This is a genomic window from Acidovorax sp. Leaf78 (assembly GCF_001422735.1).
Classification (GTDB): domain Bacteria; phylum Pseudomonadota; class Gammaproteobacteria; order Burkholderiales; family Burkholderiaceae_C; genus Acidovorax.
The window spans coordinates 15,060-31,653 of the sequence record NZ_LMLZ01000011.1; the positions used below are offsets into that span (position 1 = coordinate 15,060).

Annotated in this window: 15 protein-coding genes; 12 read left to right on the plus strand and 3 right to left on the minus strand. The window is 67.3% G+C overall.

Annotated elements, in window-relative coordinates; genetic code table 11:
• Positions 1-214 precede the first annotated feature (214 nt).
• The 7 genes from ASF16_RS08305 to ASF16_RS08335 all read left to right on the plus strand — a co-directional run bounded on the left by ASF16_RS08305 (position 215) and on the right by ASF16_RS08335 (position 8,478).
• Positions 215-1,222, plus strand: coding sequence for a TRAP transporter substrate-binding protein (locus tag ASF16_RS08305; protein ID WP_056165216.1), 1,008 nt, complete (start codon positions 215-217; stop codon positions 1,220-1,222).
• Positions 1,223-1,477: 255 nt separating this feature from the next.
• Positions 1,478-3,259, plus strand: a complete 1,782-nt coding sequence (locus ASF16_RS08310; RefSeq protein ID WP_056165217.1) for an IlvD/Edd family dehydratase — start codon at positions 1,478-1,480, stop codon at positions 3,257-3,259.
• A 237-nt stretch (positions 3,260-3,496) separates the two neighbouring features.
• A complete protein-coding gene (locus tag ASF16_RS08315) occupies positions 3,497-4,744 on the plus strand; it encodes a fumarylacetoacetate hydrolase family protein (protein ID WP_156371997.1) in 1,248 nt (415 codons plus the stop codon).
• 53 nt (positions 4,745-4,797) lie between these two features.
• Positions 4,798-5,397 carry a TRAP transporter small permease gene (locus ASF16_RS08320; protein ID WP_056165219.1) on the plus strand — a complete coding sequence of 200 codons (600 nt, stop codon included), beginning with the start codon at positions 4,798-4,800 and terminating at the stop codon, positions 5,395-5,397.
• A 64-nt stretch (positions 5,398-5,461) separates the two neighbouring features.
• Positions 5,462-6,742, plus strand: coding sequence for a TRAP transporter large permease (locus ASF16_RS08325; RefSeq protein WP_056165221.1), 1,281 nt, complete (start codon positions 5,462-5,464; stop codon positions 6,740-6,742).
• A 56-nt stretch (positions 6,743-6,798) separates the two neighbouring features.
• Positions 6,799-7,554, plus strand: a complete 756-nt coding sequence (locus ASF16_RS08330; RefSeq protein ID WP_056165223.1) for an SDR family oxidoreductase — start codon at positions 6,799-6,801, stop codon at positions 7,552-7,554.
• A 60-nt stretch (positions 7,555-7,614) separates the two neighbouring features.
• Positions 7,615-8,478, plus strand: a complete 864-nt coding sequence (locus ASF16_RS08335; protein WP_056165225.1) for a fumarylacetoacetate hydrolase family protein — start codon at positions 7,615-7,617, stop codon at positions 8,476-8,478.
• 157 nt (positions 8,479-8,635) lie between these two features.
• Here the strand turns inward: ASF16_RS08335 and ASF16_RS08340 are convergent, their stop codons facing one another.
• Positions 8,636-9,268 carry an acyloxyacyl hydrolase gene (locus tag ASF16_RS08340; protein ID WP_162241061.1) on the minus strand — a complete coding sequence of 211 codons (633 nt, stop codon included), beginning with the start codon at positions 9,266-9,268 and terminating at the stop codon, positions 8,636-8,638.
• Positions 9,269-9,508: 240 nt separating this feature from the next.
• Positions 9,509-10,150 carry an NAD(P)-dependent oxidoreductase gene (locus tag ASF16_RS08345; RefSeq protein ID WP_056165229.1) on the minus strand — a complete coding sequence of 214 codons (642 nt, stop codon included), beginning with the start codon at positions 10,148-10,150 and terminating at the stop codon, positions 9,509-9,511.
• Between the two features lie 140 nt (positions 10,151-10,290).
• On the opposite strand from ASF16_RS08345, the gene ASF16_RS08350 reads away from it, so the two are divergent.
• From ASF16_RS08350 to ASF16_RS08365, 4 genes are all read left to right on the plus strand, one after another.
• Positions 10,291-11,193: a LysR family transcriptional regulator gene (locus ASF16_RS08350; protein WP_056165230.1), complete on the plus strand. Its 903-nt coding sequence runs from the start codon at positions 10,291-10,293 to the stop codon at positions 11,191-11,193.
• A gap of 343 nt (positions 11,194-11,536) precedes the next feature.
• Positions 11,537-12,496: a chemotaxis protein gene (locus ASF16_RS08355; RefSeq protein ID WP_056165232.1), complete on the plus strand. Its 960-nt coding sequence runs from the start codon at positions 11,537-11,539 to the stop codon at positions 12,494-12,496.
• A 324-nt stretch (positions 12,497-12,820) separates the two neighbouring features.
• Positions 12,821-13,402: a hypothetical protein gene (locus ASF16_RS08360; protein ID WP_235507301.1), complete on the plus strand. Its 582-nt coding sequence runs from the start codon at positions 12,821-12,823 to the stop codon at positions 13,400-13,402.
• 252 nt (positions 13,403-13,654) lie between these two features.
• The gene (locus ASF16_RS08365; RefSeq protein ID WP_056165236.1) at positions 13,655-14,362 is read left to right on the plus strand and encodes a DUF4124 domain-containing protein; all 708 of its coding nucleotides are present in this window, start codon (positions 13,655-13,657) and stop codon (positions 14,360-14,362) included.
• 50 nt (positions 14,363-14,412) lie between these two features.
• On the opposite strand, the gene ASF16_RS08370 is transcribed toward ASF16_RS08365, so the two are convergent.
• Positions 14,413-15,357 carry an SDR family oxidoreductase gene (locus ASF16_RS08370; RefSeq protein WP_056165238.1) on the minus strand — a complete coding sequence of 315 codons (945 nt, stop codon included), beginning with the start codon at positions 15,355-15,357 and terminating at the stop codon, positions 14,413-14,415.
• A 79-nt stretch (positions 15,358-15,436) separates the two neighbouring features.
• Between ASF16_RS08370 and ASF16_RS08375 the strand changes: the two genes are divergently transcribed.
• The gene (locus tag ASF16_RS08375; protein ID WP_056165288.1) at positions 15,437-16,507 is read left to right on the plus strand and encodes a CDP-6-deoxy-delta-3,4-glucoseen reductase; all 1,071 of its coding nucleotides are present in this window, start codon (positions 15,437-15,439) and stop codon (positions 16,505-16,507) included.
• Positions 16,508-16,594: the final 87 nt, after the last annotated feature.

Below are 16,594 nucleotides of genomic sequence, written 5' to 3' on the forward strand. Positions count from 1 at the left end.
GACAGGGGTTTACCCGGAACAGGGATGGAGGCCACGGCAACTCATAAGCATTTGGAATGGATGCTAGCAAAAAATTGAGTGGACCCCGCGCCCAGCGAAACCTACTCTCTCGCCTGCGTCGGGAGGGTCCTGCAGAGACCCGATGGCGCCGGTGGACCGTCTTTGGGCCGTGCTCCACCGTGCCCCAGCCATTCCATATTCGGAGACAAACACCATGCAATTCAAATCACTCGCCCTGGCCGCTGCATTGCTGGCCGCCATGGCTGCACCTGTGTCGGCGCAGATCAAGGACCACGTGTTCAAGGTCGGCATCGGCCTGAACGACGACCACCCCCAGGCGCAGGCCGTCAAGCACTTTGCCGAGCAGCTCTCGGCCAAGAGCGGCGGCAAGCTGGTGGCCAAGCTGTACGCCAGCGGCTCGCTGGGCAACGACGTGAGCATGACCTCGGCCCTGCGCGGCGGCACGCTGGAGATGACGGTACCCGACAGCTCCACGCTGATGGCGCTGATCAAGCCGTTTGGCGTGCTGAACCTGCCGCTCACCTTCAACAACGAACAAGAAGCCGACGCGGTGCTCGATGGCCCGTTCGGCCAGAAGCTGCTGGCCAAGCTGCCCGAAAAGGGCCTGGTGGGCCTGGGCTTCTGGGAGAACGGCTTCCGGCACGTGACCAACTCGCGCCGCCCCATCACCAAGGCGGAAGACCTGGCGGGCCTGAAGCTGCGCGTGATCCAGAGCCCGCTGTTCCTCGACACCTTCAACGCCCTGGGCGCCAACGCCACGCCCATGCCCTTCACCGAGCTGTACTCGGCCATGGAACAGGCCGCGGTGGATGGGCAGGAGAACCCGCCCGCCACCATCCTGTCGAGCAAGTTCTATGAAGTGCAAAAGCACCTGGTGCTGTCGCGCCACATGTACAGCGCCTGGGTGCTGCTGATGTCCAAGAAGACCTGGGACGGCCTGTCGGCGCAGGAGCAAAAGATCGTGCAGGACGCCGCGCGCGAAGCCACGCTGTTCGAGCGCAAGACCATCCGCGCGTTCAGCGAGACCGCACTGGGCGAGCTGAAGAAGGCGGGCATGCAGGTGACCGAACTCGCACCCGCCGAGCAGGCCAAGATGCGCGCCAAGCTGCAGCCGGTGCTGACCAAGTACGCCAAGGAATTCGGTGAGGAGACCACCAGCGAAATGATGGGCGAGCTGGCCAAGGCGCGGGGCGGGAAGTAATTTTTCTGATCCGCCCCACCGTTCTCTGAGGGCTGTCGGAGCGCTGTGCAAGGCTTCGACGGGCTCAGCCCGAACGGGCTGGGTCTGATCGACGCGCCGCGCAAGGCTTCGACGGGCTCAGCCCGAACGGGCTGGGTCTGATCGACGCGCCGCGCAAGGCTTCGACGGGCTCAGCCCGAACGGCTTGGTGGTTCGACCTCACACATGCAACCCCCTGGCGCAGCGCCCGCCCCTCCTGCAGACACACCGCGATCCATGACCCAAACACCCCGCCGCCCCTTCCGCTCCCGCGAATGGTTTGCCGACCCCGCACGCTCGGACATGACCGCGCTCTACCTCGAACGCTTCATGAACTACGGGCTCACGCCCGAAGAACTGCGCTCGGGCCGCCCCATCATTGGCATCGCGCAGACCGGCAGCGACCTGTCGCCCTGCAACCGTATCCATGTGGACCTGGCGCGGCGCGTGCGCGAGGGCATCCGCGATGCCGGAGGCATACCGATGGAGTTTCCGGTGCACCCCATCTTCGAGAACTGCCGCCGCCCCACCGCCGCGCTGGACCGCAACCTGGCGTACCTGGGGCTGGCGGAGATCCTGTACGGCTACCCCATCGACGCGGTGGTGTTGACCACCGGCTGCGACAAGACCACGCCGGCCGGCATCATGGCGGCGTCCACAGTGGACATCCCGGCCATCGTGCTCTCGGGCGGCCCCATGCTGGACGGCTGGCACGACGGCGAACTGGTGGGCTCGGGCACCGTGATCTGGCGCAGCCGCCGCCAGTTGGCCGCGGGCGACATAGACGAAGAAGAATTTTTGCAGCGCGCCTGCAGCAGCGCGCCGTCGGCGGGCCACTGCAACACCATGGGCACCGCATCGACCATGAACGCGGTGGCCGAGGCGCTGGGCCTGTCGCTGCCGGGCTGCGCCGCCATTCCGGCGCCCTACCGCGAACGCGGGCAGATGGCGTACGAGACCGGGCGGCGCATCGTGGAGATGGCGTACGAGGACCTGCGCCCTTCACGCATTCTCACCCGCGAGAGTTTTCTGAACGCGCTGGCCGTGGTCAGCGTGGCCGGGGGCAGCAGCAATGCGCAGGTGCACATCATGGCCATGGCGCGCCACGCGGGCGTGGACCTGCGCCCCGAGGACTGGACGCAGCATGCCTACGACCTGCCCCTGCTGCTGAACATGCAGCCCGCCGGCAAGTACCTCGGCGAGCGGTTCTTCCGCGCTGGCGGCGTGCCTGCGCTGATGTGGGAGCTGCAGCAGGCAGGCCGCCTGCATGCCGACTGCATGAGCGTGACCGGCAAGCCCATCGCCGACAACCTGCAGGGCCGCGAGACGCGCGACCGCGAGGTGATCTTCCCGTTCAACGCGCCGTTGATGGAGAAAGCCGGCTTTTTGGTGCTGCACGGCAACCTGTTCGACTTCGGCATCATGAAGACCTCGGTGATCTCCGCGTCCTTCCGCCAGCGCTACCTGAACAAGCCAGGCGCAGAGGGCATCTTCGAAGCGCGCGCCGTGGTGTTCGAAGGGGCGGACGACTACCACGCACGCATCAACGACCCGTCGCTGAATATCGATGAAGGCTGCATTCTGGTGATGCGCGGCGCCGGCCCCATCGGATGGCCGGGCTCGGCCGAGGTGGTCAACATGCAGCCGCCCGACGCGCTGATCCGCCGCGGCATCAACACCCTGCCCACGCTGGGCGATGGACGCCAGTCGGGCACGGCCGACAGCCCTTCGATCCTGAATGTCTCACCCGAAAGCGCGGTGGGCGGCGGCCTCTCATGGCTGCTCAGCGGCGACACGATTCGCATCGACCTGAACGCCGGCCGCTGCGACGCGCTGGTGGCGCCCGAAGAGATCGAGCGCCGCCGCCGCGAGCTGCCCGCGCCGCCCATCCCCAGGAGCCAGTCGCCGTGGGAGGCACTTTACCGCGAGAAGACCGGGCAGCTGGTGGATGGCGCCACGCTCGACTTTGCGCTGGACTACCGGCGGATTTCGGAGCACACGCCGCGGCATAACCATTGATGGGGTGGGCGATGCGGATGCGGATCGGATACCGATGCGGAGGCCTGCACCCTTCCAACCCTCCCCCCACCGTTCGGGCTGAGCCTGTCGAAGCCCTGCGCCGCGTTTCGACAAGCTCAACGTGAACGGATGGGGTGATGCAGGGATGGCATGTCGGAGGGCTGACAGCACCCACCACCGAGCCGCCGCAACGAACACCCCGAGCCCAGACCCCGAACTCTCCTCCAAGGAATTTCCATGAGCGACACCTCTGCATCCCCCCTCCCACAAAGGGGAGCGCAAGCTGCGGCCCTGCCCCGCGACACCCTCCCCGAAGACGGCCTGGCTGGCACCCTGGTCGGCCGTGCCTGGGTGCCTGGCGATGTGCCCGGCCCGGCGGTGATCGCCCTGCGCACCGACGGCGTCTTCGACCTGAGCCGGCACTACCCCACCATGAGTACGCTGCTGGACACGCCCGCGCCCGCAGAGGCGGCGCGTGCTGCCAAGGGCGAATACCTGTGCCGCGTGGATGAACTTCTCGCCAACAGCCAACCGAACCACATCGGCGAGAGCAGCACGCGCAACGCAGCCCTGCCCTGGCTGCTCGCCCCCTGCGACCTGCAGGTGGTCAAGGCCGCCGGCGTGACCTTTGCGGCCAGCCTGATCGAGCGCGTCATCGAAGAGCAGGCCCGCGGCGACGCGGCCCGTGCCCAGGGCCTGCGCAGCCAGGTGGTGGGGCTCATCGGCGAGAGCCTGGCAGACATCCGCCCGGGCTCGGAGCAGGCCATGGCCCTGAAGGCGCTGCTGCAAGACAAGGGCCTGTGGTCGCAATACCTCGAAGTCGGCATTGGCCCCGATGCCGAGGTCTTCACCAAGGCGCCGGTGCTCGCCTCGGTGGGCACGGGCGAGGAGATCGGCATCCGCGCCGATTCGGCCTGGAACAACCCCGAGCCCGAGGTGGTGCTGGCCGTCAACAGCCGCGGCGACATCGTGGGCGCCACGCTGGGCAACGACGTCAACCTGCGCGACATCGAGGGCCGCAGCGCGCTGCTGCTGGGCAAGGCCAAGGACAACAACGCATCGTGCGCCATCGGTCCGTTCATCCGGCTGTTCGACGCAGCCTTCGGGCTGGAACAGGTGCGCACCGAGACCGTGCACCTGCGCGTGGCGGGCACCGACGGCTTCACGCTGCGGGGCATCAACACCATGGCCAGCATCAGCCGCGACCCCACCGACCTGGTGGCCCAGACGCTGGCCGCGCACCAGTACCCGGACGGCTTCATGCTCTTCCTGGGCACGCTGTTCGCGCCCATCGAAGACCGCGACCAGCCCGGCGGGGGCTTCACCCACAAGCTGGGCGATGTGGTCACCATCCAGAGCGCCTGGCTGGGCGCGCTGCACAACACGGTGACGCACAGCGAAACGGCGCCGCCGTGGCGCTTCGGCCTGCGGGCCTTCATCGGCAATCTGGCTGCACGCGGGCTGCTGCAAGGCGCGGCGCTCTGAGCCTTTGAACCCAAGCGAGACCGGCCGACCCCGCCATCCACGGAGACAACCTCATGCTCAACACTTTCATCGACCGCTACGTCCGGGCCATCAACCTCCTCATCGCGCTGGCGCTGGCCGCCATGGTGGTGCTGGTGTTCGGCAACGTGGTGCTGCGCTACGTCTTCAACTCCGGCATCGCCGTCAGCGAGGAGCTGTCGCGCTGGCTTTTCGTGTGGATCACCTTCCTGGGCGCGGTGGCGGCCATCAAGGAGAACGCGCACCTGGGCACCGACATGCTGGTGTCGCGCCTGTCGGTGCGGGGCAAGAAGGTCTGCATGGCGCTGGGCCACGTGCTGATGCTCTACATCACCTGGCTGTTCTTCGACGGCAGCTGGCAGCAGATGAAGATCAACTGGGATGTGGAAGCCCCGGTCACGGGCGCATCGATGGCCATTTTCTATGCCTCGGGCGTGGTGTTCTCGGTGTGCGCCGGCTTCCTGCTGACGCTGCAGCTGCTGCGCGTGCTGACCGGCAAGGCGAGCGAGGACGAGCTGGTGATGGTCAAGGAGTCCGAAGAACAGGCCGAGCTGGAAGCGCTGCAGGCCGAGCTGGCGCGCGAAGACGCGGCCGCACGGGCCCTGGGCCAGACGCCGAATCAGCGCGGCCAATAAGCAAACACGCACGCACGCACGCATGCATTCACAGATGGCACATCAAAAATAACGGAGACAACACATGACCGTGCTGATTTTTCTGGGGGCCCTCATCGGCACCATGGCGCTGGGCATCCCGATCGCCTATGCGTTGCTGGCCGCCGGCGTCGCGTTGATGTGGCAGCTCGATCTGTTCGATGCGCAGATCCTGGCGCAGAACTTCATCAATGGCGCCGACAGCTTTCCGCTGCTGGCCGTGCCCTTCTTCATGCTGGCCGGCGAGATCATGAACGTGGGCGGGCTGTCGCAACGCATCGTCAACTTCGCGCTGGCGCTGGTGGGGCATGTGAAGGGCGGCCTGGGCTATGTGGTGATCCTGGCCGCCTGCCTGCTGTCGTCGCTGTCGGGCTCGGCCGTGGCCGATGCGGCGGCACTCACGGCGCTGCTGCTGCCTATGATGATCAAGGCCGGGCACAAGAAAGAGGTGTCCGGCGGGCTGATCGCGGCGTCGGGCGTCATCGGGCCCATCATTCCGCCGAGCATTGGCTTCGTGATCTTCGGCGTGGCGGCCAACGTGTCGATCAGCAAGCTGTTCATCGCGGGCATCGTGCCGGGCATCATGATCGGCGTGGGCCTGGCGGTGACCTGGTGGTGGGTGGGCCGCAAAGAGGTCCTGGCCATGCCGGAGAAGAAGACTGCAGCCGAGGTCTGGCGCACCGCGCGTGAGTCGGTGTGGGCGCTGACCTTGCCGGTGTTCATCCTCGTGGGCCTGCGCATGGGCGTGTTCACGCCCACCGAGGCCGCGGTGGTCGCGGCGGTGTACTCGCTCTTCGTCGCCAGCGTGATCTACCGCGAGCTGCCGCTGCGCGCGCTGCTGGCCATCTTCACCACCGCGGCCAAGACCACGGCGGTGGTGATGTTCCTCGTGGCGGCGGCCATGGTGTCGTCGTGGCTCATCACCGTGGCCAACCTGCCCGCACAGATGGTGGAGTTGCTCAAACCCTTCATGGGCAACCAGACGCTGCTACTGATCGCGATCATGGTGCTGGTGATGCTGGTGGGCACCGCGATGGACATGACGCCCACCATCCTCATCCTGACCCCCGTGCTGATGCCCGTGATCAAGGCCGCGGGCATCGACCCGGTGTACTTCGGCGTGCTGTTCATCATCAACAACTCCATCGGCCTGGTCACGCCGCCGGTGGGCACCATCCTGAACGTGGTGGCCGGTGTAGGGCGCATGAAGATGGACGAGGTGACGCGCGGCGTGCTGCCCTTCATGGCGGCCGAGTTCGCGGTGATGTTCATCATGGTGCTCTTCCCGCAGACGGTGCTGGCGCCGCTGCGCTGGTTCACGGGCTGACGGCGCCCATCCCTGCCGAACAGCACTCCCCACCCACTCTTCACGCCCCGCATTCCATGACACTCCGACTTGCAGGCAAGACCGCCTTTCTCACTGCCGCCGGCCAGGGCATTGGCCGCGCCACGGCCATCGCCTTCGCGGCCCAGGGCGCGCGCGTGATCGCCACCGACATCAATGCCGCAGCACTGGCCGCCCTGCATCGCGACACCGGATGCGAAACCCGCGTGCTGGACGTGACGCAGCCCCAGGCCGTTCGCGACGCAGCCGCCGCCGTGGGGCCGGTGGACGTGCTGTTCAACGGCGCGGGCTTTGTGCACTCGGGCAGTGTGCTCGACTGCACGGACGACGAGTGGGACTTCGCGTTCACGCTGAACGTGCGTGCGCAGTTCCGCACCATCCGAGCCTTCTTGCCGGGCATGCTGGAGCGCGGCGCCGGGTCCATCATCAACGTCGCTTCGGTGGCGGGCAGCATCAAAGGAGCGCCCCGGCGGTTCGTCTACGGCACCACCAAGGCAGCGGTCGTGGGGCTGACCAAGTCGGTGGCCGCCGACTTCGTGGCCCAGGGCATCCGCTGCAATGCCATCTGCCCCGGCACCGTGATGTCGCCGTCGCTGCGAGACCGCATCACCGCGCAGGCCGCGGCCACGGGCCAGAGCCTGGCCGCTGTGGAGGCCGGCTTTGTCGAGCGCCAGCCCATGGGCCGGCTGGGCCGGGCCGAAGAGATCGCCGCGCTGGCCGTGTACCTGGCGAGCGACGAGTCATCGTTCACCACGGGCACGGCCCAGGTCATCGACGGCGGCTGGTCCAACTGATTTCATCTACGCTCTGCGTTTCGCGCCACCCTTCCATCCAACCCATCACCACAACCAACCATGAAGCTGCTTCGCCACGGCCCCAAGGGCCAAGAAAAACCCGCCCTGCTGCACACCGACGGCACGGTGCGCGACCTGAGCGGCGTGCTGCCCGACATCAGCCCCACCACCCTGTCACCCTCCGGCCTGGCCGCGCTGGCCGCCATCGATGCCGCCACCTTGCCCGTCGTGCCCAAAGGCCGCCTGGGTGTGCCGTGGACGGGCATGCGCAAGTTCATCGCCATCGGCCTGAACTACGCGGACCATGCGGCCGAAGCCGGCATGGCCATCCCGAGAGAGCCCATCATCTTCACCAAGACGGTGGACTGCGCCGTGGGCTGCAACCACCCCGTGGTGCTGCCGCAGGGTTCGGTCAAGTCCGACTGGGAGGTGGAGCTGGGCGTGGTGATCGGCACGCGCGCGCGCTACGTCAGCGAGGCGGATGCACTGCAGCACGTGGCCGGCTACTGCACCATCAACGACATCTCTGAGCGCGAGTACCAGCTCGAGCGCGGCGGCACGTGGGACAAGGGCAAGGGCTGCGACACCTTCGGCCCCATCGGCCCCTGGCTGGTGAGCGCCGACGAGGTGGGCGACCCGCAGAATCTGTCGATGTGGCTGGACGTGAACGGCGAGCGCCAGCAGACCGGCAGCACCCGCACGATGATCTTCACCGTGGCGCAGCTGGTGAGCTACCTGAGCCGCTTCATGACACTGGAGCCCGGCGACCTCATCACCACCGGCACCCCGCCAGGCGTGGGCATGGGCAAGAAGCCCCAGGCGCAGTTCCTCAAGCCCGGCGACGTGATGCGCCTGGGCATCGAGAAGCTGGGCGAGCAGGAGCAGACCGTGTTTGCGTGGGACCCGCAGCTGATCGACGGATGACGGGTGACGGGTAACGGGCGACCCGTGCGTCCCGGGCGCCTCGCGTGCGGTGGGGGCAATACGGCGTTTACTGACTAATAATTGCCTCTTCCGCGCACTGATCAAGCGCCTTCAGCTATCAAATAAATAGCAACGACGATTGCACACCCGGCTGCGTTCAAAACGCGAGGCCGTAGCGCAACTGCACGAAATCCTCGCCCGGGTTGGGCTTGCGGATGCCACCGTTGGAGACATGGCGCACGATCAGCATCAGCTCGTGCTGCCTCTGCGCACCGAAGTTGAAACCAATGCCCTGGTGGTCGGTAAAGTTGAAGCGCGTGCTGAAGGTCTTGTGCCGTGTGGCGTAGTGCCCGTCGAGCACCGACAGGCCGATGCCCCCTTCCATGAACCACGCCGACCGCCCGCCGTCAAAGCGCAGCCGCAGCGTGGGTACCAGCGCCAGCTGTGTCCAATGCCGCCGCTCGGACGCCGCCGTGCCGGCCGGTGCGCGCCAATGGGCCACGTGCGCATCCCAGTGGCCCGAGAGCTCGCCACCCAGGAAGGAGCGGCGCCACTCCCAAGGCAGCTGCACCCCCACCGAAGCGAGACCCACATCGCCCGCCGCACGTGCGCCGTCGATGAAGATGCGGCGCTGCTCCGGCGGAGCATCCTGGGCGCTGGCGGTGGCCGCAACCCAGGCGCATGCAGCCACCAGTGCACACGACAAATATCGGCGCGCCCGGTGCAGGGAAGTGACAAAGGGAGTTTGCGGGACGTTGGGTGCGAGGACGGCGTAGGCTAAGGCAGGCACAGGGACTCCAAGGGCGTCTGCGTGGCTGGCTGCGCAGCAAGCCAGGGCATCAAAAGGCACGAAGCCTGTCAGCCTGTCCACATTGCCGCAAACCACTTTGGTGTTTGCTTGCAATTTATTACCGCTTGGTGCCCTGCCAAGGGCTCGGGATGGCCGTGTCGTTGTAGGACAGCGCCCCTTCTACGCGGCGCCTACGGCGTCAGTCTCCTCCCTGAAGCGCCGCAGCCTCGCACACCGTTCTCAGTGCGCCACCGTAAAACGCTGCTGCACGTGCCGCGGCGTCTCCAGCTCGTCAGCAATGGCCACAGCCAGGTCGGTCACGCTGATGCCGCCGGGCGCGTCGCCGTTCATCAGGGGTGCCTCGGTGCCCAGGCGGTACTTGCCGGTGCGCTCGCCCGGGGCCAGCAGGATGGGGGGCGACAGGAAGGTCCAGTCCAGCGTGTTCTCGGTGCGGATCCAGTTCAGGGCCTCGCGGGCGGCCAGGGCGCCCTGCTTCCATTCGGCCGGGAACTCCGGCGTGTCCACCAGTTGCACACCGGGCGCCACGAACAGGCTGCCGGCGCCGCCCACCACCAGCAGGCGCCGCACGCCCGCCTGCTTGGTTCCGTCGATGATGGCGCGGGTGCCTTTAAGGAACTGGTCGTGGATGTCGGGCACCGTCCAGCCGGGGTTGTAGGCACTGACCACGGCGTCGTGGCCGGCGGCGGCTTGGGCGATCTGCGCGGCATCCTGGGCGTCGGCGGCGACCACCGTCAGCCGTTCGCGGGCAGTCAGCTTGCCAGGGTTGCGGGCCAGCACGGTCACGCGGTGGCCGCGCTGCAGCAGTTCATCCAGCAAGGCCGAGCCGACAAAGCCGGTGGCACCGATCAGGGCGATGTTCATGGGAAGGTTCCTCAGGTCAGAAGTTGGGATGCAGTGAGAATAGGGGCTTGTCAAAGCGTGCGGTAGAGGGCTTAAAACGCCTTGTGCTTGAAGCTGTGCTTCACAATCGGCCGCTTCTCCACCCATAAGCCTTTCTTTCCATGGACGACCTCAAACGCATGGCCGTGTTCGCCGCCGTGGTGCAGCACGGCTCGATGAGCGGCGCAGCGCGCGCCCTGGGCATGAGCACCTCGGCCGTCAGCCAGCAGGTGCGCAAGCTGGAGAGCGACGGCGGGGTGACGCTGCTGCACCGCTCCACGCGCAAGCTGGCGCTCACCGAGGCCGGCCAGCGCTACCACGCCCGCTGCGCCACCATGTGGGCCGCGGCAGAGCAGGCGCGGGCGGAGCTGGCGGCCTCACGTGATGCCCCCAGCGGCGAACTGCGCCTGTCGGCCACGGTGGGGTTTGCGCGGCACATCGCCCCTGCGCTGGGTGACCTGCTGGCCGCCCACCCGGCCCTGCGCCTGCGGCTGCTGGTGGACGACGCCACCATCGACCTCATCAATGCCCGCATCGACCTGGCAGTGCGCTACGGGCGCCTGGCCGACTCCACCTGGGCCGCACGGCGCCTGGGCAGCATGCAGTGGCGGCTGTGCGCATCGCCCGCCTGGGTGGCCGCGCACGGCCGGCCCGAGCACCCCGATGCCCTGCTGTCGCACAGCTGGCTGGGCTTTGCACGCGAGAACGGCGGGCTGGTCATCGACCTGCGCAGCCCCGCTGGCGAGCCCCGCGCGCTGCGGGTGGAGCCGCGCATCGCCAGCAACAACCAGCTGTCTATCCAGCAGATGTGCGAGGCGGGGCTGGGTCTGGCGCTGGTGGGCAGCATGGATTCGCACGAGGCGCTGCAGGCCGGGCGGCTGGTACAGCTGCTGCCGGACTGGTCCTTCGGCACAATGGACATCTGGGCGGTGACACCCCAGCGCGATGCGCAGCCGGCCAAGGTGCGCCAGGCCATCGCGGCGCTGCAGAGTTACCTGCGGCAAGTGCCGGGGGTGGCGGACTGAGACGCTGAGGCACCGCGGGGCTGCCTGACGTACTGCGGCAACGGGGGAAAGGGTCAACATGGCCGAAAATTTCTGGTGCCCTGCCGGGGCGATGCAGTACAAAGCCAGAGGCCTTGCTGGGCCGCACGCTGCGCGCCGCCACTGCACAAGGACGCCCGGGCCCTTCGGACCAGCGGCCTTGCACCCGGTAGGGATATCAGCCCCGGGCTGTGTCGGCGCCGCGACGGCGCGATGCTGCAGCGCACTATTCGGGTATTGCCTGAAGATTTAGCGCACTGCGCACAGCGTTCTGCTCCTAAAATTTGTAAAAGCGCGTATCTTTTTTCTGCGCAAAGGATCCATCATGAAAGCAGTGCAGCAGGACATCGACGAGCGGACCAACCTCACCAGCACCAACAAGTTCGAGCTGCTGCTGTTTCGCTTGGGTGTGGACGCCGCCCTGGGCAAATCCGAACTCTTCGGCATCAACGTGTTCAAGATCCGCGAGATCGTGGCCATGCCCAGCATCACCCCGATCGCGGGCACCACGCCCCATTCGCTGGGAGTGGTCAACTTGCGCGGCCAGGTGATCCCCGTGCTGGACATGCCCTCCATCGTGGGTTGCAAGCCACAAACGGGCCTGAACATCATGCTGGTGACCGAGTACGCCCGCACCACCCAGGCGTTTGCGGTCGAATCCGTGGAAGACATCGTGCGCCTGGACTGGAAGCAGGTGCTCTCGGCCGAAACCAGCGGCGCCAAGGGCAAGCTGGTGACCAGCATCGCCCGCCTGGACGGCAACACCGACGAATCGCGCCTGGCCCAGGTGCTGGACGTGGAAGCCATCCTGCAGATGGTGTCGCCATCGGACGGCCATGAGGTCACCGAAGAGAAGGTGGGCGCCAAGCTCAAGCTCAAGCCCGGCACGATGATCCTGGCGGCCGATGATTCCTTCGTGGCCCGCTCGCTCATCGAGCAGGAACTCAAGGCGCTCAAGGCGCCGTACGAGATGGTCAAGTCCGGCAAGGAGGCCTGGGACCGTCTCAACGCCATCGCCAAGAGCGCCGAGGCCGAGGGCAAGACCGTGCTCGACCGCGTCGCCATGGTGTTGACCGACCTGGAAATGCCCGAGATGGATGGCTTTACCCTGACCCGTAACATCAAGCAGGATGCGCGCTTTCACGGCCTGCCGGTGGTGATCCACTCGTCGCTGTCGGGCTCTGCCAATGAAGACCACGTGCGCAGCGTGGGCGCCGATGGCTATGTGGCCAAGTTCGTGGCCGAAGACCTGGCGGAAACCATTCGCCGCGTGCTGCCCAAATGACGCGACTGCCGCGGTGAGGCCTTCAGGGCTGAACTGCGGACCGAGATTTTGAAAGTTTTAGACGGCTACCGCTTGCTGGACAAGCGGTAGCCGCTATCATTTTTGAGTCTTCGCGCAGCTATGCCACAGCTCCGGATACACGCCGTAGGGGAAAACGTCCTACTCGCGGCATCGACGTCCGGTCAACCAAACCCCCGCCCCGAACGCTAAAGTGGGACACGCGTGAAAACGCAGCCCACGCATTTGTAACACTCCGCCGGGGTGCTTTTCGGGGGCTTTACGAGCAGGTCGGAACGCCCACGCCCTGCCGGGGGTCTGAACAGTATGAAAAACACATTCGCCCGCATCATTTCCCTCGCGGTATTGGGCGCCGCAGCGACCGGTTGTGCCACTGTGCCGGGCGATCCGTACTACGAGCCCGCATACCAGCAGCAGCCTGGCTACATCTACAACTCGCAGCCGGTGTACTCCAGCCCGCCGGTGTATTCGAGCCCACCTGTCTATTCGAGCCCTCCGGTGTATCCCGGCTACTCGGCCCCGGGCGCAACAATCTACTACGGTAGCCGTGACCGCGACGACCGCTGGGAACGCGACCGCGATCGCAATAACAACAATTGGCGCGATCGTGAACGCGAACGGGAGCGCATTGAGCGCGACCGTGCCGAACGTGACCGCGCCGCCCGGGACCGTGACCGCGACCGCCGTGACCAGCAGGCGCGCGATGCAGACCGCCGCCAGCGAGACCGTGACCAGGCAATCCGCGAGCAGGCCGATCGAGACCGTCGCGCCGCCGAAGATCGCCGTAACCGTGAGTCCCGCCCCGGTCGCATGGCACCCGACAGCTACACGCCAGCCCCGGGTGACTGGCGTGCACGCCAGGGCATCAACAACCCTGACAAGCCTTGATCCCCAGCGGCGGGCTGTGACGACCACGAAGACCGGCAACCGCCTGCTGCGGTGTGCCGGTCTTGTGGTGCAGCCCGCACGGCCAAGGGATTCTGGCGCCGTCCGTTAAAGCAGATTCGTGAAGAGAATTCAGGCGCCGCTTATCCACCGAGAGCCGCCGCCAGCCACCGCGTGCACACAACACAGCTTCTGCCAAGGTGGCATTGGAGCGAAAATCCGGGCAATCCTCCTCGACTCTTTCAGGTCACTGCCATGACGATCCGCCTGCATCACCTTCTGCTGTGCCTGTGCGCGGTTACCCTCGGGACTGCAGCACAGGCCCAGGTGCTGCGCTGTACCGATGCCCGCACCGGCAAGGTGACCTACACCGACGGCGAGTGCGCCGGTGGCACGGCCGCCCGAGAGGTCGAAGCACGCAAGTCCCCGCAAGAGCTTCAACAAGAGCGAGAACTGGCAGCCGAAGCGCTGGAGCGCAAGCAGCAGCGCCTGCAATCCGAAGCCACCGCGGCAGAGCTGGACGCCCGCCGCGCCGCGGAGCGCGACCGCGCAAAGGCAGCGCAGGCCGCCGCGGCCGCCCCCCAACCGCAAGACTACGCACGGTCGGCCGAATGCGCCCGCTCCCGGCGCAACCTGGACATGGTGGCGTCGGGCTTGTCACGCTCCAACTACGAGCAGGACGTGCGCCTGGAGGCTGCCCAGCGGCAGGTGGACTTGGATTGCCTGGGTCCGCAGGGTTATGCCGAGGTCGAAAAGGCCCGGGCCAACCAGCCCCGCGTCGTGGTCGTGCCCCCGCGCTATCCCCCTGTATACCAAGCGCCCCAGCCCCCGCCGCGCCTCACGCAGTGCGGCGACTTCCGGTGCACGGACAACCAGGGTAACAGCTATCCCCGTGTGGGCCCGGGGCGCTTCCCCGGCCAGGGCGGCGTGTGCCGCTCCAACGGCGGCCAGGCCCCTTGCTGACCTGGCGACGTGGAGCTGCCTCCCCGTCGTCGCGCCTGCATTCAAAGCACTTACGCGCGCAGGCCCTGTTCCACCGTGGGATAGCGCAACACCAGGCCCAGCTCTTTCAGCATGCGCCGGTTGTCCAGCCGGCGCGATTCGCTCATGAAGCTCAGCAGCATGACCGACAACTGCTCCTGCGCCGCGCTACGCGGCACGCGGGCCGGCCGTGGCAGGCCGTACAGGTCGGCCGCCAGGTCAAAGTAGTCGCCCATCTTGAGCTCTGTCTGGTCGCTCACGTTGTAGATGCGCTGCGGCCGGGCGCGCCACAGTGCAGCCAGGCAGGCGCGCGCCAGGTCGTCAGCATGGATGTGGTTGGTGAACACATCATCCTCGGGCACCAGCACCGGGGTGCCGCGGCGCAGGCGGGCCTCCGGCGTGCCGCCTTCGCGGTTGGGGGCGTAGATGCCCGGAATGCGCAGCACACTGGCCCGCACGCCCGCACGGCCCAGGTGGCGCACCGCCCGCTCGGCGTTCACGCGGCGTTGTGCCCGCGGCGTGCCAGGGGCCACGGCACGGGTCTCGGGCACCAGGGCGCCGCCGCAGTCGCCGTATACGCCGGTGGTGGATGCGTACACCAACGACACCGGCAGGCTGCGCAAGCGCAGCGCCCGGGCCAGTGCCACCGTGCGCGGGTCGCGCCACCAACCCTGGCCGCCAGCGCCTTCACCGGGTGGCGGTGCCAGGTGCAATACCCGCGTGGCAATGCCCGACAGTCGCCGGAGCGTGGCCGGGTCGTCCAGGTTGCCGCGCAGCGGGCGAATGCCCTGGGCGCGCAAGGCCGCGGTGCGCTCGGGGCTCGACGTGAGCGCCAGCACCTGCATGCGCCCCGCGCCGGGTCCGGTGTGCAGTTGGCGCGCCACGCGTTGACCCACGTCACCGCAGCCCACGATCAGCAGGCGCTCGCGGCGAAAACGCGCCGGCAGGGCGCCAAGGGGGTTTTGGTTTGAAGGCAAAATCGGTCCGTTTACTCAGCCGGGTGAATGCGAAGAACACCGGTTTGTGAAGAAGTACGTTCCCAAGGATACCCACAAGATGACCAGCGCCGAGACCGCGAGCCCCAGAGCCTTCCAGATCACCGTCCAGCCCAGCGGCCGCGCTTTCACCGCCAACGCCGGCGAAGCCATCCTGGCCGGCGCCATCCGCAGCGGCGTGGGCCTGCCCTATGGCTGCAAGGACGGCGCCTGCGGCTCGTGCAAGTGCAAGAAGATCAGCGGTGCCGTGCACCATGGCGAACACCAGTCCAAGGCGCTCACGGCCGACGAAGAGGCTGCCGGCCTGGTGCTGACCTGCTGCGCCGAGCCGCTGACCGACGTGGTGCTGGAGTCGCGCCAGGTCACCGACGAAAGCGCCTACCCCATCAAGAAGATGCCGGTGCGCGTGTCCACCCTCACCCGCCAGTCGCACGACGTGATGCAGGTGCGCCTGCAGCTGCCCGCGGCCGACACCTTCCGCTACCACGCGGGCCAGTACATTGAATTCATCCTGCGCGACGGCGCGCGCCGTGCGTACTCGATGGCCAACGCGCCGCACACGCAGGCCGAGGCGCCCGGCGTGGAGCTGCACATCCGCCACATGGCGGGCGGCAAGTTCACCGACCACGTGTTCGGCGCGATGAAGGAAAAAGAAATCCTGCGGGTCGAAGGCCCGTTCGGCAGCTTCTTCCTGCGCGAGGACTCCGACCGCCCCATCGTGCTGCTGGCCTCGGGCACGGGCTTTGCGCCCATCAAGGCGCTCATCGAGCACATGCAGTTCAAGGCCATCACCCGCCCCACGGTCCTCTACTGGGGCGGGCGCCGTCCGGGCGATTTGTACATGCACGACTGGGTGTTGGCCCGCGCGGCCGAGATGCCGCACCTGACCTATGTGCCCGTGGTGTCGGACGCAGAGCCCGACGACGGCTGGACGGGCCGCACGGGCTTTGTGCACCAGGCCGTGCTCGATGATTTTGCCGACCTCTCGGGCCACCAGGTGTATGCCTGCGGCGCGCCCATCGTGGTCGAGTCTGCGCGCGACAGCTACAGCGTGCACCGCGGCCTGCCGCCCGAAGAGTTCTATGCGGACTCTTTTACGTCCGAAGCCGACAAGCATGGGACGCCCCCCTGAGGCGCAGCGCGCCTTCCCTCCCGAGGGGGGACGCACCCGGTGGACTGGCGCAGCCAGACCCACGGGTGCACTGGCCCGGGCCGCGCC

Bases quoted from the DNA above. Each gene is read 5' to 3' on its own strand.
- ASF16_RS08305 (WP_056165216.1), top strand. From the start codon at position 215: ATGCAATTCAAATCACTCGCCCTGGCCGCTGCATTGCTGGCCGCCATG.
- ASF16_RS08310 (WP_056165217.1), top strand. From the start codon at position 1,478: ATGACCCAAACACCCCGCCGCCCCTTCCGCTCCCGCGAATGGTTTGCC.
- ASF16_RS08315 (WP_156371997.1), top strand. From the start codon at position 3,497: ATGAGCGACACCTCTGCATCCCCCCTCCCACAAAGGGGAGCGCAAGCT.
- ASF16_RS08320 (WP_056165219.1), top strand. From the start codon at position 4,798: ATGCTCAACACTTTCATCGACCGCTACGTCCGGGCCATCAACCTCCTC.
- ASF16_RS08325 (WP_056165221.1), top strand. From the start codon at position 5,462: ATGACCGTGCTGATTTTTCTGGGGGCCCTCATCGGCACCATGGCGCTG.
- ASF16_RS08330 (WP_056165223.1), top strand. From the start codon at position 6,799: ATGACACTCCGACTTGCAGGCAAGACCGCCTTTCTCACTGCCGCCGGC.
- ASF16_RS08335 (WP_056165225.1), top strand. From the start codon at position 7,615: ATGAAGCTGCTTCGCCACGGCCCCAAGGGCCAAGAAAAACCCGCCCTG.
- ASF16_RS08345 (WP_056165229.1), bottom strand. From the start codon at position 10,150: ATGAACATCGCCCTGATCGGTGCCACCGGCTTTGTCGGCTCGGCCTTG.
- ASF16_RS08350 (WP_056165230.1), top strand. From the start codon at position 10,291: ATGGACGACCTCAAACGCATGGCCGTGTTCGCCGCCGTGGTGCAGCAC.
- ASF16_RS08355 (WP_056165232.1), top strand. From the start codon at position 11,537: ATGAAAGCAGTGCAGCAGGACATCGACGAGCGGACCAACCTCACCAGC.
- ASF16_RS08360 (WP_235507301.1), top strand. From the start codon at position 12,821: ATGAAAAACACATTCGCCCGCATCATTTCCCTCGCGGTATTGGGCGCC.
- ASF16_RS08365 (WP_056165236.1), top strand. From the start codon at position 13,655: ATGACGATCCGCCTGCATCACCTTCTGCTGTGCCTGTGCGCGGTTACC.
- ASF16_RS08375 (WP_056165288.1), top strand. From the start codon at position 15,437: ATGACCAGCGCCGAGACCGCGAGCCCCAGAGCCTTCCAGATCACCGTC.